Genomic DNA, 23,916 nt, shown 5'->3' with positions numbered 1-23,916 from the left:
CCTCCCTCAGACTTTTTCCTTGGTTCGTTTACCGAATATTCCAGCCGGCAACACGAGCAAAATAACAATTAAGACAAAGTAAACCACCGCGTCCTTGTATGCGGATAGGCCAATCGCCTGAACACCAGTCTCCAGGATGCCGATAATAAAGCCCCCCAATGAAGCCCCAGGCACGGAACCAATCCCACCAATCACAGCTGCAACAAAGGCCTTGATACCGGGCGTCATGCCCATCAACGGATCAATCGAATTATAGTATAGGCCAATCAGGACTCCGGCAGCGCCGGCCATTGCAGACCCTAATGCGAACGTGAACGAAATCGTATGGTTAAGATTGATGCCCACCAACTGTGCAGCTTCGGGATCAACAGAAACGGCCCGCATTGCTTTACCCATTTTGGTACGTTTGATAATTAATTCCAATAGAATCATTAATAGGCACGCCGTTCCTAAGATCAGTAGCTGCACATTCGATACCCGCAATCCGCCCCAGTGATAAGTCACCACTTTGATTGCTTGGGGAAATGAACGGGCACTCGCACCAACAAAGTATGACATTCCATTCTCAAGCAAGAATGAAACACCGATTGCCGTGATTAGCGCGGTAATTCGCGGTGAATGGCGTAATGGGCGGTACGCGAAGTATTCAATAATCACACCACTAACTGCGCAGATCACCATTGCGGACAGGAGCGCCGCAACAAAGTTAAAGTGTAGTGACTTCAAACTGTAATAGCCCCAAAAGGCCCCCAACATATAAATATCGCCATGTGCAAAATTAATTAATTTGATAATGCCATAAACCATCGTGTAGCCTAGCGCCAATAACGCGTAGATACTTCCTAGCGATAGTCCGTTGATCAATTGTTGTCCAAATGTCTGCATATGTGTTCCCCCACGCTTTCACTAGTCTGACTATTTGACGTTATAAACCTTGCTGACCACGCCATTCGTCAATTGTTCAATTGAAATCGTCTTTTCAGGATTATGTTGCTTATCGATAGTCGTCGTCCCAGTGACACCCTTGAAGTTCTTAAGTTTGGCTAAACCATCGGCGATTTTAACAGAATTAGCCGAGCCTTCCTTTTCGATGGCTGCTTTGATCATATAAACCGAATCATAAGCGAGTGCTGAAAAAGTTGGTGCGGTACTACCATACTTTGCCTTGTAAGCACTCATAAATTTCGAAGCAACTTTGTTCGTTGCCGAAGCCTTAGTAGAAAATGGCGTCGTGTAATAAACATTGGTAGCATTAGACTTGCCAGCAATCTGGGCTAATTTAGCATCCGCCATCCCGTCACTACCAACGATTGGAGCCTTGATTCCCGCTTGCCGCGCTTGCTTAACGATTAGACCGATTTCTGAATAGTAACCAGGCGCATATATGGCATCGATCTTTTTATGTTTCAACGCAGTTAGGATGGCATTAAAGTCCTTATCGCCCTCTTGGAACGTTTGGCTGCTAACGACCGTGCCCCGATACTGCTTCTTAAACGCCTTTGTTAGGCCCGTGCCGTAATCACTGGAGTTATCAGTCAAAATGGCGACGCGTTTCGCCTTCAAGTTCTTAGTCACAAAGGTTGCTGCCGTGGCTCCTTGAAAATTATTCTGATAGCAAGCTCGGAATATGTACTTTTGAACTTTGCCACTCTTTTGCAACGTATAATCCGGATCGGTCGCTGATGGACTGACTGATGGTACTGCCGCCTTAGTCATATTAGGGATCGCCGCAGTCCCGGCGCTAGTTGTCGCGGGACCAACTACGGCCACGACCTTATCGTTATTCACGAGCTGGGCAGCCACGGAAGCAGCAGTCGTGTTCGATGTCTTATTGTCCCGGATCACCAACTGAATTTTCTTCTTGGTCCCCCCAACCTTGATTCCACCGCTCTTATTGATTTTCTTGACGGCTAACTGAATGCCTTGCTTTTGCTGGTCTCCATAACCGGCCGCAGATCCAGACAATTCCATATTGACCCCAATTTTAATAGTCTTGCCAGGATTATTTCCTTGACTTGAACTTGATTTGGCAGTGGCACACCCTGCCAGTGTCAACGCCATCGCACCAAGTGCTGCAATCTTCATCGTTTGTTTTTCCCATTTTTTCATTAGTTATTCCCACTTTCGTTTTTTTATTGCTACGTTGTTGACCCCGATCCTCCTTAAGTCACAAAAAGGCCTCATCCACCGTAGTGAATGAGGCCTTTACCCGGAACTGAGCCTCATTACCACAATGGGAAAGAAGGGCTCAGTTCACTTGAATTTTGAGTTATACTCAAGGTCAAGTGACCGGGTCCTTCTTCGTTAATAATAAGGCTAAATTTTGAACAGCAAGGGTTGTCAACAAGTTGGTTAGGTTAGATTGAATTTTCATAATTGACGCGCCTCGCTTTCAAAAGTTTTTGTAATGTTGATGTTTCTTAGATTAATTAACTTTTAATTATAAGTCAAGTGAATTTTTAATTATTTTTATATTAATTAAAAGGTAAACCACTACGGGCTCATAGTGTCGACAGTAATTCAAAAAAATTATTTTTGGTCTTGATTAGCTTCGGTTGAGAGGCCCCCCTGACCAACCAGCTTATTCAGCCGGATTAAAAGCATAAAAAAAGAACTGATTACTAAACTGGCAATCAGTTCCCATTCAAAAATTAGGCCGTCATGGTCGTTATTCTAGTTAAGCCTTTAAGAGTTTTTCAACTTCGCTCTTGAGCTTAGCTTCGTCCATACTCATATAAGGCGCTACTTCGTCAGCCGTCTTGTCAGTATCATGACTATCAGCGTCCATAAAGTGATTCCAAATCGCATCCCGTACGGGTAACTTAGAGTCGCTCCAATCAAACACGTCCGTCATCTTTTCGTCTAACATACTGTTCATTTCAACTGCTGCAGCCATACTAAAACAACTTCCTTTCTAATTTTTGATACACCTTGATTATAGGTCAAAATTTGAAAAGTGGTTAAATTTTGTTTGGTATTACGAAAATAAATTACGCATTCTTTTGATAAATTGTTTGCAGGGCCGCAATATCAGCACTTGATAACGTGCTCTTGCCTTGTGAAACTGGGTACATCACGGATTCAGTCGATGAACTGTGATCCAACCCTAACGCATGACCTAACTCATGAACTGCGACCGATTTACTGAAAGCTGAAGCGTATGAGCCGTTAAGACTAGCCGTCGCGTTATTCCAATATTGAGTACCCCGCCAGCTGATTTGCTTAGTAATATCAGGGCCACCATGACCAAGTTCAACACTGGTCGCACCAGTCGTCATTTTTTTATGATACATCGAAAAAGTCACTGAATTTTGTGACCCGCTGGCTTGACCAGCTACCAGATGGACTAACCCAGTCTGGTTATAAGTCGCGACAGCTTCAAGAAAGACCTGCCGGGCCGCTTTGGGAACATTATGATCGAAGGAATAATAATACGTCTTCTTTAAGGTGGCGTTCTGCACGATCGATTCAATCGGTGTTGCTTGCGTTGTTGAACTAGTTGCTTGCGAACTCGAGCTAGTGACCGAACTGGCACTCGCAGTCTTATCCGTCTGCTGACCTGATGATTGCTTACTTGAGTTAGTCGCCGAATCTTCGGTAGCACTGCTAGTATCATCAGCACCCAACAAATGACTAGATAAGTCACCCGACAAGGCAGCCGCTAGATTCTGACGACTCGTCTGATATAAAGCTGCCGCGCGCGGGGCAAGCGTATCATAGTTGCGCCACCCAAATAACACGAGGCCGATTAGACACAGCGCTTTGATTCCGCGCATTAGATTTTTTAGCATGCTGTGCGCTCCTCTTAATTTTTTAACATGGTGACAAGCAATAATTTAAGTTTATTAAACCACATGACACCCCGCTTAAACATAGCTCTTAGTGAATCATTAAGAATATTTAGGATTACCGCAATCTACTTGTAATCTTAATCCGCTTTCACACACCTACTCGTCATTCTAACTACCGCGGCACCCCACTGAACAAAAAAAGACGTGAATTTTCATTCCCGTCTTGATGTGGCTACTTATTTCGAAAAACATACAGTTTCGAGAACAAGAAGTTCCCAATGATGGCGCCGGCCTGCCCAAGAATCTTGGCTAGTACCGCCGAGCTCCCCAATACTGACATCAACAACCATAAAATAATCGCTTCAACGACGTACGTCACTATCCGGGTCGCATAGAACTTACCCATTTCACGATAAACGTGGTGTGAATGATGGTCGAACACTTTCAAGCGGTCCACCCAGAACGCGACTTGAACGGCAATGACCCAGGAAATAACATTAGCGACCTGGTATTCGAGTCCGATTAGGTGGTACATCGTATAGAAAGTTGCAAAGTTGACCGCAACACTGATCAATCCCCACAAGATATAGCGAATCGCCTGATTACGGGTTTCTTTAACGGGTGAAATAATTTTTTTATCTAATTCTGCTGCTGGCTCTAAAATTTCAGTAACCGTTTCCTCATTTTGATCAACTTTAATCGAATCTGGCTTACTCATGGTTACTACACCTGACTTTCTTCACTTAAACATGATTATTGTGAAAGAATTCTGTTTAAGTTGTATCTTCATTTTTATGAGTAAAAATAACACAACTTAATCTTAGCACAGCAGTTAACTATTGGCGATGGCAACTATTCAGTTTTACCCCAATAATTCACATACACAAAACGCCAACCAGCTTTAACTGTCCACATCAGCTAATTCTGCAGCTAGTTGGCATCATCATGGGGCCGTTGCACATCAACGAATAACCAAAATCTGCGACAATCATGAATTAAAAACGGCTTGCCGTAGCCGATAACTCATCATTATCATAGGTGCCAAAATGATCGTTGAGCGTGACTCGATTGCTGCTAAATAGTGGTCGCAGCATTTAATAACACCATCCACAACCTGAACGCCTAATCTGAAGTCTTTCTCGCCCGATTGAGCGGAATTTCAATCGCCATCACGGCCGCCGCTGTCCAAATAAAGAGATGCAAGAAGTCACCAACTAATTTTCCGCTCACATTCCCCGCTAAATATGCACCAGCATGTTGATTTAAGAACTGGGTTGATGGGATCTGACTAGCTAGTTGTGGCCACACCAACGCGATATTTAAAACCGCCAACATCGTAATAACCCCCACTAATTGCCACGCCTGGCGTTTAGTGGTTGCCCAATCATCAAAATAATTATAATTCATAATCAACGTCGTGGTCATCACAATCAACCCACCATTAATGACCATCGTCACGATGCCGTCGTTCCAATGCAAAAAATAGTGCAAATAGCTTAAAAATAGTAGGCCAACGACTAAGTCATAACTGATTGCCACCAAGCGCTGCTGCCGCCGATTATTTGCCGACTGAGCCTCGTAGTGTTTTAACATCCCTAAATCTCCCTTCAATAGTTGATCGACTGAAAAATCATACGCCATACTAATTTGCACCAACATGCCAATATCTGGATAGCTTCGACCATTCTCCCAGCTTGAAATCGTCTGTCGTGAAACGTGTAATTGTGTCGCGATGTCAGTTTGAGTCATCTTCTTTTGTTGCCGAATAATTTTTAAATTATCTGAAAAATTCATTTTCACACCTCCAAGCACATCGTACGCGACGGGTGATTGTTCGGCAAGATAAGTTTCTAAGCAAGTCGATGAAGCCGGCGATTTGCGCGTGTTGTATTTTTTGAGAATCGCGAACCAAAACGCTACGACAATGATTTCCGTCATAGCGTTTTAGTCTGCTTGGTTGACTGCTTAGTAAGTTAAAAATATTATTATCAATTAGAATGTTTTATATCAAACTGTTTTAATTATTTTGTAGGCATACCTAAAAAAGTATTTCCATTTACTTTTATTTATTGTACAATGACAACGGCTCAAAGATTTAGAGATATAGAAAGGTGGTCTTTTAATTGAGCGAAAAGACGAACACCCCAAACCGGAAGCATAAATTGATTGAATATGCTAACGGCCCCTCACTAGAGGAAATTAACGGTACCATCGAGGTTCCCAAGAATCTGAACTTCTGGAAAACCCTCTTTGCGTATTCAGGTCCTGGTGCCTTAGTTGCGGTAGGTTACATGGATCCCGGTAACTGGTCAACTTCCATCACCGGTGGTCAAAACTACCAATACATGCTAATGTCTGTCATCTTGATATCAAGTTTGATTGCGATGCTACTACAATACATGGCGGCTAAACTTGGTATCGTGAGTCAGATGGATCTGGCCCAAGCGATTCGGGCGCGGACGAGTAAATCACTCGGAATCGTCTTGTGGATTTTAACCGAATTAGCCATCATGGCGACCGACATTGCCGAAGTTATCGGTGCTGCGATTGCCCTCTATTTATTATTCAACATTCCGTTAGTCATTGCGGTGTTTATTACCGTGCTTGACGTTTTAGTTTTGCTATTATTGACCAAAATCGGTTTTCGGAAAATCGAAGCCATCGTGGTTTGTTTGATTTTAGTTATCTTATTCGTATTCGTTTATCAAGTCGCACTGTCCAACCCTGATTGGGGCGGTGTGATCAAGGGCCTAGTCCCAACCGCTGACACTTTCTCGACAAGTCGTTCAGTAAACGGTATGACGCCACTTTCTGGTGCTTTAGGGATTATCGGTGCCACCGTCATGCCACACAATTTGTACTTACATTCAGCCATCTCACAAACGCGGAAGATTGACCACAACGATGAGGAAGATGTCGCGCGGACCGTTAAATTCGCTGCTTGGGATTCCAATATCCAACTTTCATTCGCTTTCGTGGTTAATTCACTATTATTGATTATGGGCGTTGCCGTCTTTAAGAGTGGCGCTGTTAAAGATCCTTCATTCTTCGGTCTTTATGAAGCATTATCCAATACATCAATGTTAAGCAATGGTATTTTAATCAGTGTTGCTAAATCTGGGGCGCTCTCAGCCCTCTTCGCCATCGCGTTACTGGCTTCTGGGCAAAACTCCACAATTACCGGTACGTTAACTGGGCAAGTCATCATGGAAGGGTTCGTCCACATGCGGATGCCACTCTGGTTACGGCGGTTAGTGACCCGGTTGATCTCCGTTATTCCCGTCCTCATTTGCGTGCTATTAACTAGTGGTAAGAGTGCAATCGACGAGCATACTGCATTGAATAATCTGATGAATAACTCACAAGTCTTTCTGGCTTTCGCCCTTCCATTCTCCATGTTGCCACTATTAATGATGACTGACAGCGCGGCAGAAATGGGCAAACGATTCAAAAACTCACTTTGGATCAAAGGTTTAGGTTGGTTATCCGTCATCGGTTTGACTTTCTTAAACTTACTCGGTCTACCAGATTCAATCTTAGGCTTCTTTGGCGATAATCCTTCAGCTGGCGAACAGACTTTTTCTAAAATTCTAGCCTACCTTTTGATTGCCGCTATCTTAGCCCTACTTGTCTGGACCGTCTTCGACCTACAACGCGGTAACAAACGTTACGTTGAACAGCAACTTGCTGCAGCAGCAAAGGAGGCCAACAAATAATGGCGACTAAATTCAACCGGATTCTCGTTGGTGTTGATGATTCTGCCGATGCTTTACTTGCTTTTGACTATGCAATCCATCAAGCGAAGCAAGATGGTGCCGAACTGGTCATTATCTCGATTCTTGAAAATGATGAAATGAACGTCTATCAAGCGCTCAGTAAAGACTACATTCATGGTGAACGCCAAGAACTTGAACAGCATATTTTGAAATATCAAAAGCAAGCCCAAGCTGCTGGTGTCACCAAAGTCCACGCAATGATTGCGGAAGGCGAACCTGGCGAGACCATCGTTAAGGAAGTCATCCCCCACGTTCAACCGGACTTACTCATTATTGGCTCCCTAGCCAAAAAGGGGATTGCCAAACACTTTGGTAGCCAAGCTGCTTATATGGCAAAATACGCACCGATTTCAGTTTTAGTTATTCGTTAAATCAATTAAAATAACCTCAAAACCCCCGTTTTCAATGTGGAAACGGGGGTTTTAGGTTCGTCAAACATTATTTGACTATTAGCCTAAACATACTATAATAGTCACTGAAGGGGGATTCGATTATGACACCAAACGAAACCTACGACGCATTAGAACAATGGCACTTATTACCGGCGACTAATTTTACCTGGCGGCCCTTCACCGCTACCGCTATTTATGTTGACAGCCCGCATGCGCGGCGTGTCTATCAGCTAGACTTAGCTGACGACACGGTCGAGATCTTTCAGGCCGATCCAGGCTCAGAACTGTCTGAACATTTCTTACCATATAAGACAGTTACACTAACCACAACTCAAATCAATCAATTCAAGCATACCCAGCCAGTTGCATCATAACGGCTACGGGCAAAGCGGCGGGCACACCCTCTTAGTCAATGATTAAGAAGGCGTGCCCGCGGCTTATAATTTCAATTATTAATGATCCAAATCAACTGCTCGTTGACGATCATGGTGGATCAACCACAACAATCCCAATAAGAGCACCAAGAGTCCAACCAACATCAACGCATTCTTGAAGTGCGCTTTAATCAGTTCATCGCCACCCCAAGCATAGATAATCGCCGTGGGCATGCTGCCCAGTAGCGTTGCTGCGGCTAGCTGCCGGGGTGTCACCGCCGTTTCAATGGCCGCTAAACTAACTAATGACGTTGGAATAAACGGTATCGTATACCCAATCACGATTCCTAATAAGGGGTGCCGCATCTTACCAATGGCCGTCACGAGTTTTGACGGCTGTTGATCACGTCGAGCCGTTACCCGTCCGAAAAAGCGTTGTGCAATCAAGTTGCCCAGCGTAATGCCAATAATATTTAACACTGCCCCAAGCCCTTTGCCGAAACAGATGCCAGCAACGACACTGATCGTCGCCACGGGGGCACCTGGAATAATTGAAAAGCAAATCAATAAGGGAACTACTAATAAAATATCAATCGCGCGGTGCCGTCGAACTTGGGCCACCAGTGCTGATTGATCAAATACCCGATGCTGAATGATCTCCCAAGTACCATGATAGCGATAGATCAACAGTCCAATTAATAGTAATGCTAGCAGTACTGCCCCACTGATAAGCTGTCGTTTCGTTATCTTAACCTTCACAACTTCCTCCCGTCATTAATCACGATGCAGTTCATGTTTAATTTCATGAGCCACATGTCCAATCATGGCATCAACCATTTCCAAAATATGGGGATCGTCTAGACAATAGTAGACATGCTTCCCCCGCTTCGTTTTAGATACCAACTGATACTGAAACAAAATTGCTAACTGATGCGAGACTAATGGCTGCGCCAAATGAACATGTTCAACGATTTGCGTGACGTCCGCTTCATGGTGTTCTAAAAAAATTAGGATTTTAATCCGATTAACATTACTCAGTACTTTGTATATTTTAGCCGCCTCAGTTAATAGTGGCCCGCTGACCTCCATGCCAGTTCCTCCGTTCTCACCAATCATAGGAATGCGATTAAATGGCTAATTAGCCCACTATCCCAGAAAACATATAAGCCAATCACCACGTAACAAATTTTCATCAACCGTTCACCATGAGCCGCTATTTGCTTTTGAACAGCCTTGATTTCCGCCACCTGGTTAATGATAAGCACGACAAGAATCGTCAATATACCAATAAATCCTAAAGTCATCACAAAGTGTACCATGCTTTCCCCAACGAGCACAGGTAAAAAGATCGATAAATTACAACCAGCACATACGGCCAAATAAGTGACTAGTACGTTAATCACCGGCGACCCACCAGCCCGATCGGCAGTATCATCATCGTCGTCGTGAAACGCAAGCCAAATCGGCAGCACACCCAAGAATCCTAATAACCATTCTGGCAAAAATAAGGTCAGTGCTTTACCCACAAAGAAGCTTGCCGTTAGTAGAATAAGATTGCCCAACAAATAGCCCAACAAGACCTGCCACAACCGATACTTCTTCAATAAAAAAACTAACATCAAGAAAAAATCCAAATTGACACTCAAAAACGTTAACGCTAAAACCCCATAATGCATCATTTCACCCACTTTTCTTTACGCGTTGTGCTAGTATTTAGCATCAACTGTGATTAAAACGTGCCAAGTTTTTAAGTTCAAAAGCAGCCAGCTATGGACCGCTGGGAAAGTTCGACTCAGCGTAAACTTGTTTAGTTAATTCGTCCTACACCGACCTCCAGGCATTTCTGCCAATTGCCGGAACGTGGTGGGCACAGATTTGAGCCGAAAAACCACGTCTCAAATACTGGCCTTTCACTAACCAAGCACAGGACGCTTGCTAAGTGAAATTTCACCACTGGGCATTGTCAGAAACACCTTCCAGTCGGGATAGCGTTCGAATGGCTGATAGGGATGTACTCAACTTTTGCTGAATTTGTCGTTGTTTTTCAATCTGACAGTTTTCTCAATCAACTGTCAGATTGAAAAAGTCTTGTGATAACTCACTATTTCTAAATTACCGTAGTAATAATTGAATATTTCGAAAAAGTGGAGAAGGCACTCTGATATTTAACTGAAAGGGTTCAGTATCAAAATAGCCAACGACAAATTGTACCGAGTTCAGTGGCCGTTCATCAGCCATTCGAGCGGCTTTCCGACTGGAGGGGCTGGTGACAATGCTCAGTAGCCAAATTATTCTTAGCTGGAAGTGGGTTGCTTCCGGCTTAGAATAAGACTCGTATTTGAGATGACGCGGGTTATGCGTTAGCTCAAATCGACGTCGGCTGCGTTCCAGCAATTGTCACCCAGTCCTGGAGGTCGGATTAGGACGCGCACCGGCTGCCGAACAACAATCTAAACTTGGCACGTTTTAATCACGATTCATGACAAATTGGCTCGCGCAATGTGTGTTCTATTTAGTTGTCTTCATTATATGTCAATTTCGACATATGTAAAGCAAATTAGCATCAAAGGCCCCACGCACAAAAAACGGTAATGAAACCCGTTCTGGCTTCATTACCGTTTTACTAACAGACTATTTTAGTTAATGACTCACAATTACTTAATCAGCGGCGAGGGCATCGATTGGATTCAACCGAGCGGCGCGCCAAGCTGGTAAGATGGCTGCTAATAAAGCAATCACCAGGGCAATGATAAAGGTCGAGATAATATTACTTACCTGAATCTCAATCATATTGTAGCTGGCGATTTGGTAGAGGACCTTATTCAAGGCAGCTCCAATACCATAAGCAATTCCAGTAGCTAGTAGTGCACTGATGACCCCAATGATCAATGATTCACTCGTGAACAATCGCCGAATATCACGGCGACTTTCACCCAGCGCACGTAAGATTCCGATTTCTTTCTTCCGGGCACTGACCGACATGAACATGGTCACAATGATCATTAACGCTGAGACTAGTAGGGAAATTCCAGCGATTGCCGCCAAAATCGTGGTTGCTAAGTTAACATACGTATTGACCGTATCAAGCATGCTGGCAATACTGGTGGCACGGTAAACCCGTTTGCCATCAATCTTTAGCTTATTAATCTGCTTGGTTACAGCATCATTATGCTCCCGCGAATCAACTTTCACCGCAACTGAAGTTGGCTGCGTACTTAAATTCTTTGCTGACCGCATATTTTTCATAGTGGCGTAGGTCACGGCGTTCACACCACTTCCAGTCGTGCTGTCCGTGATCCCAGCAACCGTTAATTGCCGTTTAACCGTGACACTTTTACCACTCTTATTCGTTGTCTGAAAAGCCACAGTCACTTTCTTACCGACCAATTGCTTCCAATTCTTAGATGACCATTTCTTCGCCACACTACTCTTATCGACGACGATTTCATTCTTACCAGCCACGTGACCAGCTTTAATAATCGACTTCCGGTTAGAAGCCGTCCACGTTGTTAACGATGAAGCGGTGTAGTCTTTATTACCAACTGTAATTGTCGCGTTGCTTGCACTCAAAATTGGCTGAACGGTCTGAACATGCGCAACTTTTTTCAGTTTACTCAGTTGGGCCGTACTGAACGTTGGCTGATTGGTCGTCGTCACACTCGCTCCCATGGCAGCTGCCTGCTGGTTGCCTTCTTGGCTGCCGCCTCGCTGACTTTGACTCGATTTTTGATACCGACTCACTGTCACGACACGGGGATTGACCATATCATTGATTTCCTGATTAATATACCCCTTGAGGCCATTACCTAACCCGTTAAACAACATCACTGCGAATAAACCAATCGCTGTCCCAATGATAATAATCAAGTTCCAAGTCCAAGTATAGCGTAGATGTTTAAACGCCGTGTTCAGTGGCACATACCACGGTAACTTACGTGCCGCAATCTGTTGGCGATTTTCATCGACCGGATAAGCGGGTTTCACCCGCTCGTCATCCGTGATTTTACCATCAGCTAAGCGCACGATTCGAGTACCCGCATTCGCAACATCCTGCGAATGTGTCACACAAATTACAAGCCGACCTTCCGCCGCAATCTGATCCAAAATTTTCAAAACTTCCGTGGTATTTTCAGAATCCAATGCGCCAGTCGGTTCATCCGCGATAATAATCTGCGGATCACTCGCTAAAGCCCGGGCAATCGCAACTCGCTGCTTCTGGCCACCAGATAATTGGTTCGGGTACTTTTTAATTTGATCCGCTAACCCCACCTGAGTTAACAGTTGCTTAGCTCGTTGCTCACGTTCTGACCGATTTAACTTGGTCATATCTAACGAGATCAGGACATTGTCTAACACGGACAGATGGTTGATCAAATTATATGATTGATAAATATAACCGACTGTTTCACGCCGATACTGATCCATCTGTTTCTCTTGGTGATGATCTAACGCGGTTCCTTGCAATAACACTTGTCCCTGAAATTGCCGATCCAAGCCACCAATGATATTCATCAACGTTGACTTACCACCGCCAGATTCCCCTAAAATCGCGACGAATTCACCTCGTTCAAAAGTTAGATTAATCCCATTCAAGACTGGGAAAGCTTCCTTGCCTAAATAATAGGCCTTGTGAATATCTTTTAATTCTAAGTAGCTCATCCTCGCTCACCCTACCTTACTGTACGTCAATATCGTGTGCCAACTCCCCTTTATTTATATCAAGGGCTTTAACTGTGACTATTAGTCATTAAGTTTACCAAAAAAACAACTGTGGAAAAAATCTTATACCTTATTTTTATTGAATCTTATCATAGCACTTTAGTTAGACTATAACAACAAAAACTAACTATTAGGCTAAATAATTTGAAATTAATTATTAAGGAGTGACATTACAACCTGGTTCGCTCTGGTACTTCAACCGACATCACCACCGTCGATCAGCGTGCACAAAAGGCAGTTTCGAGAAACACACCGTTCCCAGAAACTGCCTCATCCGTGCTTACTTCCAAAATTATCGTGACAAGTTATATTTACCTAGGCGCGTCGCTTCCGCCACCAAACCGCGATTGCACCAGTCAGCATGAGGAACACACCGCCGGCGACTGCTAGCCAGCGTTGCACCGCTTCACCTGTCTGTGGTAACCAGCCGCTACCATGATGACCTGTCGAATGACTGCCATGATTAGTAGTTGCACTCGAGCTAGTTTCAGGCAGTACCGTGCCACTCGTCACCCGATCCGTGACTGTACTTGCATGCGAACTAGCTGTACCGGCCGTCATTGAAGTGCCATTGTCGTTGGTGCTCGTTTTGTCTGCACCTGATGTATTAACTGTCCCGCTCCCCGTGGTGCTAGTTTCATGCTTGTCGGGTTTGACAGCAGTCCCGTTGCCATTCGGTTTAGTTGTGCTACTACCATTTTTGTCCGGCTTAACGGCAGTACCGTTACCATCTGGTTTAGTTGTCGCGCTACCATTTTCATCCGGTTTAACAGCAGTACCATTGCCATCTGGTTTAGTTGTCGTGCTACCATTTTCATCCGGTTTAACGGCAGTACCATTGCCATCTGGTTTAGTTGTCGTGCTGCCATTTTCATCCGGCTTGACCGCAGTACCATTGCCATCTGGTTTAGTCGTCGTGCTGCCGTTTTCGTCGGGTTTAGCCGTACTTGTCAGCGGATTATCATTATCCAAATCCACAAGCACTTCTGTACCGTCGGCAGTGGCAGCCATTGCTTGACTTAACATGATGGTCTTAGCCGCACGCGTCTTACTTGGTACCAGTTCAATCGTCACCAGGTCAGTCACGGGTTGGCTGGCACTGACTGTTAATCTTAATTGACCATTAGCGACCGTCTGCCGTAAAATCTGCACGCCGGTTGGAACCTTAACGTCAGCGACTTCCCGACCTGCTAAGTCCAATTGCAGATCAAATGCCGTCAGTTGCCGGTTTTGGTTATGAGTCAATTGAACTTTTGCTTCCTGATCATTGCGACTGAGCTTTAACGTTTCAACTGAACGTTTCTTCTTCGATAGGTCAGTCTGCTTAAGAAAAGCCAATGAGTCAAAGACCTGACTGTCAAACATCTGTGGTGTCTGTGGGACTTGCAAAGCATTCAGGATGAGCGCACTGATATCAGCATTGCTTCCACCATGCAAACGGCGGCCATTATCGACCGTTTCGCCACCGAGCGCCATGAAAATACTGCGGTTATATTCATCCCAACCACCATGATTCTTGCCAGAACCGCCATGATCAGCGTTGGCAATGACTAACGTATCATGAATGTGACCGGTTGCTTCAAGCTTATCCATTACTCGCTTGAACAGCGCATCATATTGCGCGTACTTATCCCAGTAATTGTCATTGTACCAGCCGTGACCGTGTCCCTGACCGTCCATATAATCACTTTGCATGTAGACTAACCCAGTACTTTGAAATTCTGGCGTGCCGATATAGTTAGCCACATCATCAAAGGATTTCAGCGAAGCTGACTGTTTAGTAGTCACCGCGGCATCTGGTTCAATGATGCTATTGACGATTGGTCCCCATTCTGAGAAAGCCGCAGCGCCCCGAGTTGGATTATCGGCTTGTAACATCTTAAATACTGATGGGAACATTGCTTGTGGTTTGTTAAAGTCTGCAAAGTATTCTTGTCCCATGGTCGCGTTAGTCCCTTGATATTCCTTAGGTAGCGTGTCCCATGGCCGACCATGTAACATGGAAATGTAGTTTTGTGCCGAAATCGCTGGTGAAACGGCCCGCGCTGACGTACTCATTGCAAACTGCTTATTGAATAAGTCCATCGTATACGTATTCCGACGTTTCTTCATGATTTCTGGGTTGGTTGTCCATACGGGAGTCTTAGTTCCTTGCTCCGCACCTTGTGCATAGTACATTCCCTTCGGATCCCAGGGGTTCCCACCACCATCAGTCGTTAAAACGACCACGTGTTTATAAGGCTTGATTTCAGCTGCTTTGGCGGCTGCCACTTTATCGGCTGCGTTTGCCAGGGCCACGTCACCAACACCAATAATCCCGTCACCGTTGTAATCTAGCGCGTACTTACCTTGAATTTCAACAGTTTGAGCTGGCCCTAGTTCAATGGTTGTATCTTTAGTTAGCTGCTCAAACTTGATCTGCGTCTCACCAGCGGCCTTAGCTTTCAAATTAAGGTGCGCTAACCGCGTTTGCGCATACATTTTAAATTCAGCTTTTGAAAGGTTCGCCGTCGTAGTCAGGCGAATACGGCCAGGCGCAATCAGTTGGATCTGCGTCTTTCCCCCTTGTAAGAGACGTTCTGCACCGACATAATCAAACTTAGCCGCGTCATACACAACATCCATGGTGATTGGGGCGGCACCGGTAGCTTTGATTTGCCGGGCATGTACATTAAGGCCATAAGTGTGCCCACTCGCGATTCGCTTCGGGCCAACGAGCTTCGTCGCAATCGTTTGGTCGACTGGTACGGGTGCGACCGGCTGCTTGCCGACCTGTGCTTCAACGTTCAATTGACTTACTTGTTGCGACGTCAATGTCTGATCATACAAGCGGGCCTGTCTAATTTGGCCGGTCATCATTGACTGAACGTGACTTCCAGGAACCGCGTCACCACCCAGCACAAAGTCTTTGGTTCCTTGTGCCAGCTTTAAATCACCGGGCATAGCCACTTGTTGGACTAACTGGCCATCCAAATACAAGCTAGCCGTCTTATTCTTATCGATCACACCAACCGCATGCACCCACTGCCCCTTATGTAAGGTGCCTTTAGGAGTCTTATAGCCGGAACCATCATGGGCGAAGAAAACGACTTGATTGTTTTGCACCCCAAGTCCTAACCCACCACCCTGTTGGCTAGAAAAGATCTCATGTTCACCATTGGCATCGGCGGCTGGATCATATTTAAAGTACGCCTCGATCGCCATCCCATTCTGTAACTTTGCAAACTGCTGATCCGTGAAGGTCGTGTAAAACGCTGATTTGCCATCTAAGTTCAACACTTGGTCGTTAAATTCAGGGTCCTTCGTCACGGCAGGCTGCCCATAGGTTTGCCACTGCGTCTGCCCAATTAAATCAACCAATTGTTGATTTTGAACTGCCAAACTCAAGGTTGCTGTTGGAACGGCCGGGCTGGCAACTGGTTCGGCAACTTGCTCACTCGGAGTCGCCATCGGGGTTACTGCAGCGACGGCCGGGGTCACCGTCGTTGTTAAGATTGCTGAACAAACTAATAAGGTCGTTAAAACACGCGGCTTTATCATTATAAAATTATCACTCCATCTTTTTTATCGTAAAACAAACTGCACTTTTAAGAATAGTTAAGGAATGTAAAGTGTTTAGTCAGATGTTTGTAAAGAAACGATATTATTTATGTTGCGATACTTTACCAGCCAGAAACTTGTCAACGACCCCAATCAAAAAAGCTCCCCACGTCTTGCTGGGAAGCCTGATAAGCTAATCTATTCCTGTCGCACTAAGCCGTTTGTTGATAGCCATTTGCAACCAGCTGATTTCTAAACCACGTCTCAAACATAAAACCATACCAAATATCGCCTAGTAACCCGATACTCATGACAACTTGGTCACTAAAAAACAGCTGCGTCACCATATTTAACGACAGCATGCCTAAGAATGGCACCGCCGTTTTCAGTAAGAAAAACGGGGTTCGACACCGCACACTGAACAGCGCATAAAACCACGTGAACAACAGGGCCCACACGTTAAAGTGCCCGTACACTTGCTTGGTACTGGTCTCGCCATTGATAGTCTTAGTAAACGTCATATCATGTCTAGCTCGCTTGTTAAAGCCAAACCATTCTGATGGTGCAAAGTTCATGAAAACCCTCCTCGTATCCTGTTCAATCATTATAAGAGTTAACTCACTAACTTACCAATAACTATCACGCTTGCATGCCAAAAAATCGTCGTACCTCATTAGCGTAATTAAACTTAGCGTTCAGTTTGCCCAATAAGGCTTGGTCATGGGTACTCGTAAAACCAGTCCGGCGAAGATGTTCATATAAGTCTAAATATGGTAATTGTTGTTCACGCGCAACGGTCAACTCAAGGCTAATATCATAATCAACTTTTCGAAAATCCACACTGATTCGACCCGCGTCATCCACCGTTAAGATTGCATAGTGAGCACGCTGATCAGCCATGAACTTAGCGTATGGACTATAAGGTTGGCCTGTCGCCCCGGGATTAATAATGAGCTGGCCCCGCTGACTCACCCGCATAATTTGTTGGTGGGTATGGCCGTAAACGGCCACATCCGCATCACCAGCTAGGTGATCAAAATTAGACTGGCGTTCATCCGGATACAGGTCGTGACCAGTCGAGCGTTCCGGCTGATTATGGGCCAGTTGAAAAGTTAACCCGTTCACGACCATCGTTGTCGCAATGGGCCGTTGCACTAATTCAGCGTAATGCGATTTGCTCAGATGGGTCACCAGATACGCGGTCAATCGTGCAAAATAAATCTGTGAAGGATCATCCAGTCGCCCGTTTCCAGTCATGACCGCATTAATCCCCTGTTCCCAATTACCTTGCAACCATACTGACGGCGCAGTGTCCGCTAAGGTCTGGTAGAGCTTTTCGGCACCCGGGCCGGGTAAGAATAGATCACCGAGGAACCAATAATCCGTCGCGGCTTGCTGACGCGCATCCGCCAACACAGCATTAAGCGCCGTCAAGTTTCCATGAATATCTGCCAGCACAGCAATCCGGTGTTGCATTTCTCGACACTTCCTTTTGCACATAATACTTCTAGTATACGCTGGCAATTTACACTTGTCGCATGATCTCTGTTAAGCCAGCTTATTAATTGGCCATAACAAGCGCAGATGGTCGTCATCACAACTATTTGCATGTATGCTAATAGTAATATTTAGTCTAATTAATACCTTGGAGGAGGCATTCAACATGCAACAATTAACACCATTAGCCGCCTATTCAGACTTGGCATTCGATTGGTCGATCGTTATTAATGAAGGGACTGCGGGACTAACGACCATTCGCCAGCATTTAGCAGCCACGCTTAGCGACTGCCTGGCCGCACACGTGACCATCCTTTGTCGACCTGCGATGTTTTTCCTGATCATTCACGACCACCGGCAAAAGGTTGCGATTCCCGGTCATATTTATCCCGGTACGGCACAACCTTATGAAATCCAACTAGACGGCTGGCCGGTAAATAATAGCACCGCTTTTATGACAATTATTCATAAGTATCACTAAGCACTTGATACTACTTATCTGTCGTTACCACACCAATCGTCGAAAGTGCTAATATATTCAGTGTTAACAATGCGAGCGCTTCCCTCCCTATGTTAGAATATACTAAGAACCAATCAGGGGGGAAATCAAATTGCAGATTGATAAACAACAAGTTGGTAATCGTATTCACCAACTTCGAATTGCCGCTGGTTTAAGTATGGCCAAACTTGCATCTGCGATTGGCTTGGCTGGAAAAAGCACAATTAATGACTGGGAAAAGGGACGTACGCTAGCTAACGCGGACCGACTCGCTAAAGTAGCTGCCTACTTTGACGTATCCACTAATTACCTTTTATACGGTAGTTTGACTGAATATGTCACCGCTGTCTTTCAAAATGGTGGTCTCAATCATTCAGAATTCAATGTCCTACTATGGGAATATGTGGACCTAACTACGACCAATCCGAACATTCTTTCTAGTGACTTGTTCAGTTCGGCCTCACAGACTGAACAGGGCGTATCCGACCCAACTAAAATCGCGGCGACCTTGATTACACCGACTATCAATAATGCGATTCGGCAGATTGTTCCTGAAATCGTCCAACACTACCAACAAACGACAACCTACCCAGAACCTCAAGCCGTCATTCAGGCCGGTTGCTATGTCTTTCGTCACCGAATACAGATTATTCGGCGGACCTTTACGGGTAAATACAACCGGATCGTCCGCTTACTAGACAATGTCGATTTATACGAAAAGTTACAGCCAGACGATGACTTAAAGGCGTACTTGAATCAAACAACGGGGCCTAAAACTCAAGTTCAAAACGGTTATTCGTTGGATGAAAAGTATCAGCGCCAAATGAACAAAGTTATCACAGAATTTCACCAAGCACTCAATCGCATCAATGATGCCTACCAAGCTGAACTGATGGCTTGTGGACAAGGGCAGGCTCATTCTGCGGCAGATTGAGTTACTTGCAACCGCCAATCAAAAATCAACTGAACACGAAAACACACTTCAAACGTAGCAGCTTTGAAGTGTGTTTTCGTATTTAACAACTGCATTGCAATTGCTAGTTGACCTTGCATCAATCAACTATGGTGACGCGATGAAATTCATACTGACTCAGCTCATCGCAAACAATTACACACGATTAGTCCCCTCATCCGTCCTACTTAGCAACAACCGTGGCAACTTCTTGGTCGTGGCTCACTTGTCCACTTGTGGATAAACTGATTTTTTCAGCGGGTTGCCCACCTTTATCCACAACCACCAACACCGTCATATCCTCCCCATTTTCAGCAGCCTGCTCTTGATCCACAAAAGCGAGTGGTGTTTCTGGTGTCACTTGGTCGCCTTCATGAACATAAGTTGCCGGAGTTGCGCTGGTATTAACACCCATTCGTAACCGTACCGTCAGCTTTCCAGCTGCCAGCTCGATCGCATTTTGTTCCGGAATCAGGGCACTGACGGTTCCCGTTACTGGACTGAAGATATGGTGGCGTTCTGGTGTCACCGCAAACCCCGTCTGACCCGCAGCGACTGTGGCTAAATCTATCAGTGTGCCATCGACTGGTGCATATAATTTAACTTTTTTACCAAATGAAAATAGTCCCATGATAAAACCCTCCCGAATTTGATGAATAGATTTCCATAATGGCGCTGGCCAGCTACCGTTCTTTGATTACCTTTATCCTAACTGCTCGAACGGGTTTCAGGTCAAGGGTTTTATTTAATTTGTTTGATTAATAGCCATTTTGAATCAGCAGCCGTCCTTTAAAATTAAGCACTGCCAAAGTAACGTCCACACTACATGCTTCTCTCGCTTACTCGCCTGCACACCCTCGCAGTACCGTATCGCGGCCACAGCCACCACCAAAAAAATTCCCCACCAGCAATTAGCCAGTGAGGAATCGTAACATATATAACATCCTGAGATGCCCACCACCAAAACAATCTAGGATTTGGTTAGTGTTTGATTATCACTCGGACAAGTCCCAATCATGTTAAAGCAACCACCGCACACGTTGGTGATTCACGATTGCATTGACTTTCCCGGTTAAATCCTAATTATCTGTCGCCGAGTAACTTTTCAGCTGCTTGTAAGACATTTTCACCATTCATCATGCCATAGTCGGACATATTGATGATATCCATTGGAATCCCAGCCTTATCAGTCTTCTTCTTCACGTCATTCGCCATGTAGCGAACTTGTGGTCCTAATAACAAGACATCGGGATGCGGATCTTGACTCAGTTGATGGTCAATATCAGCCGCTGAGGTGGCAAAGATCTTGTAATCAACACCATCTTGCTTTGCCGCAGCTTCCATCTTAGACACTAATAGTGAGGTTGACATTCCCGCAGAACATGCCAACATAATAATTTTTTCAGCCATAATTATTTAATTCCTTTCTATAATTACATCTTTTCAATTTCAGCGTTACCAGCAGCAGCTTCCGCAGCGGCCTTTTCGCCTTCTTCCTTCGTTAAGATAGCATCGTACTTCTTAGCGAATGGAAAGTAAATTGCAGTTGACATGACCAACGTAATTGTTTGCCAGATAGCCATCTTCCAGCCACCAATCAGGAAGCCAGAAATGATTGCTGGGGTCGTCCACGGTGCCGCGAAACCATTCAATGGTGGCACAATGCCGAAGTAGATGACCAGATAAGTGGATAAGGCCACGATAACCGGTGTCAAGAAGAATGGAATTGCCAAGAATGGGTTCATCACGATCGGTAACCCGAACAAGAATGGTTCGTTAATGTTGAATAATGCTGGCACAAATTCAACTTTACCAATCGTCTTAAATTGAACGGACTTAGCAGCAAACAACGTAAAGATAACAAGTCCGATCGTAATCCCAGAACCAGTTAAGTTAATGAAGTTATTGTAGAATTCATTAGTTACAATGTGGGCACCTTGGGCAACGGTCAACTTACCTGCTTTATATAATGAAGCATTGTCGAACGTGTTCGGAATCAGTAACCCACTAGTAATGGCACCCATGATCAACCCACCATGGACCCCAAAGAACCAGAAGAATGGCACTAAGAACGCAATAACCAGCGCACCACCGAGTGAATCGGATAATCCTTGAAGCGGTGTTTGAAGAACCTTGTAAATAAATTGCAACATGTCAGTATTACCGAAAGCACTGAAGGCCGCAAAGATTAACATTGCAACAATCAAGATGACCCCGGCAGGAATCATGGCAGTAAATTGGTTGGCAACACTGGCTGGTACTTGTTCTGGTAGGGTAATCTTCCAACCTTTACGAATCATAGCGGAGTAAGCCCAACCAACTAAGATACCGACAATAATGGCAGCAATCATCCCCTGACCACCTAGCCAGGTAATATTAACAACCCCAGTAACGGGTGCTTGCACAAAATTTTGTAGGACCTTTGGTAATTTATCGATATTCTGTGAAACGGCGCTACCTGACATCACGACATTCCCAGCAGCATTGGTAATCCCAGTACCGGCTTTACCCATCGCAGCTACTAATGGATTGGCAATGTTAAGCGTTTGCAAAAGCAAGAATACGGCCATGGAAGTTAACCCAGCGGGCAGTGGTTCATACCCTTCGTTACGCACATACACATAGGCAATCCCAACGGCCGCCCAAAGTGAGAGAACCCCAAACGTTACTGTATAGGCCTGGTTAAAGAACGCTGCCCAACCAGAGGCCTTAATAACAGCAGCCACAGCTGGAATTGGAATATTAGATAAGATCAAGAATACGGACCCAATGATAATAAATGGTAAGGCGTAGACCATCCCGTCTTGTAAGGCTTTAACTGGTTTAGTGTTAACGAACTTCATTATTGGCGGTAAAACTTTGTTGTTAATGAAATTGCTAACAGCACCATTACTACTATTTTCCATTACAATTCATCTCCATTTTTTGCTAGGATCCCTTGCAGCCAATAATATGACTTCTTGGGAACCCGCTTTAAGTCTTTTAGATCATGATTACTCCGGTTAACGTAAACAACCCCGTAACGTTTTTCGATATCTGCGTGTGAACTTGGAATATCAATCAAGCCCCAGCCGAGATAACCTAGTACCTTAGCGCCGTCGATCAACATGGCATCTTTCATCGCCTTGATATGTTCTTCATGATAAGTAATCCGCTCATCATCTTCGATCATATGCTGGCCATCCCAGTGCTCGCGTAACCCAATCCCATTTTCAATCGGGAACACGGGTACTTCGTACTGGTCATACAACTTGGTAATCAAGTTGCGGAAACCGAGTGGATCAATCGCCCAGCCCCATTCATTAGCTTGTAAAAAGCGGTTGGCTTCAAATGAATAATTGAGATAACGGTTCGGGACGGCATCGGCGGGTATTTTATCCCCGTTGATAACCGTTGAACGATAATAACTAAAGGCTAAAAAATCCGCTTTCATTTTGCTGATGATTGCCTCATCACCTGGTTGCAAATCATAATCGATGCCCTGTTGTTCAACGTAACGCAGGACTTCTGGTGAATAGTGCCCGTGCACGTAAGCGTCATTCAAGTTGTTGTTCAAAAATTCGTCACTCTTACGAGCCGCCATAATATCAATTGGCTTAGCTGTTTCTGGATAAACCGGGGTGTAAGCTAACATACCACCAATCTTCACGTCATCGTAGTTCTGATGAACAAAGTCATCTAGGCGCGCGTGCGCTAACATAGTATGGTGGAAAATCCGGTATAAGTCGTTAACACTTTGATCACCCTTGGTGTACCCTGAAATGTTGAAGACTTCGTCGGTAAAGTATAAATTATGTTCATTGAACACGATCCAATATTTAACCCGGTCAGCAAAATGGGCAATCATCTTTTCACCAAAACGGACGAACGCATCAACGGTGTGGCGCGACATGAACCCGTTTTCATTTTCAGCTAAGGCTAACGGCATATCAAAGTGATACAGGCAAATCATCGGTGTAATCCCCCGTGCCAGCATCGCATCAACCAGCCGATCATAAAACGCAATCCCAGCGGCATTAAACTCACCATCACCATCTGGAACTACTCGTGACCATGAAATCTGAATTCGATACATATTCAAATGTAAGTCCTTCATCAAATCAAGATCTTCCTCGTAACGATGATATTCATCAATGGCATCATGCCAATCCGAAGTGGTTGCTGTCGCAGGACGAACATCATAAACTGAACGGCCCTTACCGTCTTCATCCCAAGCACCCTCAGTTTGCATACTTGACACTGAATTACCCCAGAAAAAATCCTTGGGCATCTGTCGCTCCTTATCCATCAAACTCCTCCTCTGTGTCATTTATTTTGGAAAACGCTTTCCTCGTGAAATAATACTATCCTATTTCTATTTCAAAATCAATACTTTT

The 23,916-nt window shown here is 44.8% G+C and carries 22 protein-coding genes; 5 read left to right on the top strand and 17 right to left on the bottom strand.

Annotated features, from left to right (window positions below):
• Nucleotides 1-6: 6 nt before the first annotated feature.
• The 6 genes from E5260_RS02795 to E5260_RS02770 all read right to left on the bottom strand — a co-directional run bounded on the left by E5260_RS02795 (nt 7) and on the right by E5260_RS02770 (nt 5,585).
• Nucleotides 7-885 carry a branched-chain amino acid ABC transporter permease gene (locus E5260_RS02795; protein WP_003642246.1) on the bottom strand — a complete coding sequence of 293 codons (879 nt, stop codon included), beginning with the start codon at nt 883-885 and terminating at the stop codon, nt 7-9.
• A 30-nt stretch (nt 886-915) separates the two neighbouring features.
• Nucleotides 916-2,109 (bottom strand): ABC transporter substrate-binding protein, encoded by a 1,194-nt coding sequence (locus E5260_RS02790; protein WP_003642247.1) that lies wholly within the window; start codon nt 2,107-2,109, stop codon nt 916-918.
• Nucleotides 2,110-2,677: 568 nt separating this feature from the next.
• Nucleotides 2,678-2,896 carry a P8 family protein gene (locus tag E5260_RS02785; protein ID WP_003642248.1) on the bottom strand — a complete coding sequence of 73 codons (219 nt, stop codon included), beginning with the start codon at nt 2,894-2,896 and terminating at the stop codon, nt 2,678-2,680.
• A gap of 94 nt (nt 2,897-2,990) precedes the next feature.
• Entirely contained in the window at nt 2,991-3,791 is an 801-nt protein-coding gene (locus E5260_RS02780) for a matrixin family metalloprotease (protein WP_003642249.1), read from the bottom strand.
• Between the two features lie 232 nt (nt 3,792-4,023).
• The gene (locus E5260_RS02775) at nt 4,024-4,509 is read right to left on the bottom strand and encodes a GtrA family protein (RefSeq protein ID WP_003642250.1); all 486 of its coding nucleotides are present in this window, start codon (nt 4,507-4,509) and stop codon (nt 4,024-4,026) included.
• Between the two features lie 404 nt (nt 4,510-4,913).
• Nucleotides 4,914-5,585, bottom strand: a complete 672-nt coding sequence (locus E5260_RS02770; RefSeq protein ID WP_003642252.1) for a helix-turn-helix domain-containing protein — start codon at nt 5,583-5,585, stop codon at nt 4,914-4,916.
• A 329-nt stretch (nt 5,586-5,914) separates the two neighbouring features.
• Here E5260_RS02770 and E5260_RS02765 point away from each other — a divergent pair, with 329 nt between their 5' ends.
• The 3 genes from E5260_RS02765 (at nt 5,915) to E5260_RS02755 (ending at nt 8,333) form a co-directional block, all read left to right on the top strand.
• Nucleotides 5,915-7,507, top strand: coding sequence for an Nramp family divalent metal transporter (locus tag E5260_RS02765; protein WP_003642253.1), 1,593 nt, complete (start codon nt 5,915-5,917; stop codon nt 7,505-7,507).
• Nucleotides 7,507-7,938, top strand: coding sequence for a universal stress protein (locus tag E5260_RS02760; RefSeq protein WP_003642254.1), 432 nt, complete (start codon nt 7,507-7,509; stop codon nt 7,936-7,938). Before E5260_RS02765 ends, E5260_RS02760 begins: the two co-directional genes overlap by 1 nt.
• A gap of 122 nt (nt 7,939-8,060) precedes the next feature.
• Complete coding sequence (locus tag E5260_RS02755) at nt 8,061-8,333, top strand: hypothetical protein (RefSeq protein WP_003642255.1); 273 nt, start codon at nt 8,061-8,063, stop codon at nt 8,331-8,333.
• Between the two features lie 78 nt (nt 8,334-8,411).
• On the opposite strand, the gene E5260_RS02750 is transcribed toward E5260_RS02755, so the two are convergent.
• The 7 genes from E5260_RS02750 to E5260_RS02720 all read right to left on the bottom strand — a co-directional run bounded on the left by E5260_RS02750 (nt 8,412) and on the right by E5260_RS02720 (nt 18,068).
• Nucleotides 8,412-9,092, bottom strand: a complete 681-nt coding sequence (locus tag E5260_RS02750) for a TVP38/TMEM64 family protein (protein ID WP_003642256.1) — start codon at nt 9,090-9,092, stop codon at nt 8,412-8,414.
• A 15-nt stretch (nt 9,093-9,107) separates the two neighbouring features.
• Nucleotides 9,108-9,422, bottom strand: coding sequence for an ArsR/SmtB family transcription factor (locus E5260_RS02745; protein WP_024971360.1), 315 nt, complete (start codon nt 9,420-9,422; stop codon nt 9,108-9,110).
• Between the two features lie 23 nt (nt 9,423-9,445).
• Nucleotides 9,446-10,012, bottom strand: a complete 567-nt coding sequence (locus E5260_RS02740) for a cadmium resistance transporter (protein WP_003642258.1) — start codon at nt 10,010-10,012, stop codon at nt 9,446-9,448.
• Nucleotides 10,013-10,991: 979 nt separating this feature from the next.
• The gene (locus E5260_RS02735) at nt 10,992-12,992 is read right to left on the bottom strand and encodes an ABC transporter ATP-binding protein/permease (RefSeq protein WP_003642259.1); all 2,001 of its coding nucleotides are present in this window, start codon (nt 12,990-12,992) and stop codon (nt 10,992-10,994) included.
• A gap of 375 nt (nt 12,993-13,367) precedes the next feature.
• On the bottom strand, nt 13,368-16,592 hold the full coding sequence (locus E5260_RS02730) for a LamG-like jellyroll fold domain-containing protein (RefSeq protein ID WP_003642260.1): 3,225 nt from the start codon (nt 16,590-16,592) through the stop codon (nt 13,368-13,370).
• Between the two features lie 212 nt (nt 16,593-16,804).
• A complete protein-coding gene (locus tag E5260_RS02725) occupies nt 16,805-17,167 on the bottom strand; it encodes a hypothetical protein (RefSeq protein WP_003643357.1) in 363 nt (120 codons plus the stop codon).
• Nucleotides 17,168-17,231: 64 nt separating this feature from the next.
• Nucleotides 17,232-18,068 (bottom strand): metallophosphoesterase family protein, encoded by an 837-nt coding sequence (locus tag E5260_RS02720; RefSeq protein ID WP_003642262.1) that lies wholly within the window; start codon nt 18,066-18,068, stop codon nt 17,232-17,234.
• Between the two features lie 187 nt (nt 18,069-18,255).
• Here E5260_RS02720 and E5260_RS02715 point away from each other — a divergent pair, with 187 nt between their 5' ends.
• Nucleotides 18,256-18,570: a hypothetical protein gene (locus E5260_RS02715; RefSeq protein WP_022638467.1), complete on the top strand. Its 315-nt coding sequence runs from the start codon at nt 18,256-18,258 to the stop codon at nt 18,568-18,570.
• Nucleotides 18,571-18,700: 130 nt separating this feature from the next.
• The gene (locus E5260_RS02710; RefSeq protein ID WP_003642264.1) at nt 18,701-19,522 is read left to right on the top strand and encodes a helix-turn-helix domain-containing protein; all 822 of its coding nucleotides are present in this window, start codon (nt 18,701-18,703) and stop codon (nt 19,520-19,522) included.
• 202 nt (nt 19,523-19,724) lie between these two features.
• Here E5260_RS02710 and E5260_RS02705 read toward each other — a convergent pair whose 3' ends face one another.
• The 4 genes from E5260_RS02705 to E5260_RS02690 all read right to left on the bottom strand — a co-directional run bounded on the left by E5260_RS02705 (nt 19,725) and on the right by E5260_RS02690 (nt 23,828).
• Entirely contained in the window at nt 19,725-20,171 is a 447-nt protein-coding gene (locus E5260_RS02705; protein WP_003642266.1) for a PTS glucose transporter subunit IIA, read from the bottom strand.
• A 452-nt stretch (nt 20,172-20,623) separates the two neighbouring features.
• Nucleotides 20,624-20,950 (bottom strand): PTS sugar transporter subunit IIB, encoded by a 327-nt coding sequence (locus E5260_RS02700; RefSeq protein ID WP_003642267.1) that lies wholly within the window; start codon nt 20,948-20,950, stop codon nt 20,624-20,626.
• Between the two features lie 23 nt (nt 20,951-20,973).
• Nucleotides 20,974-22,446 carry a PTS sugar transporter subunit IIC gene (locus E5260_RS02695; RefSeq protein WP_003642268.1) on the bottom strand — a complete coding sequence of 491 codons (1,473 nt, stop codon included), beginning with the start codon at nt 22,444-22,446 and terminating at the stop codon, nt 20,974-20,976.
• Nucleotides 22,446-23,828, bottom strand: coding sequence for a glycoside hydrolase family 1 protein (locus E5260_RS02690; protein ID WP_003642269.1), 1,383 nt, complete (start codon nt 23,826-23,828; stop codon nt 22,446-22,448). The genes E5260_RS02695 and E5260_RS02690 overlap by 1 nt, the downstream gene beginning before the upstream one ends.
• Nucleotides 23,829-23,916: the final 88 nt, after the last annotated feature.

This window comes from Lactiplantibacillus plantarum (assembly GCF_014131735.1).
In the GTDB taxonomy this organism is placed as follows: Bacteria; Bacillota; Bacilli; order Lactobacillales; family Lactobacillaceae; genus Lactiplantibacillus; species Lactiplantibacillus plantarum.
This window is presented reverse-complemented; position numbering and strand designations above follow the sequence as displayed.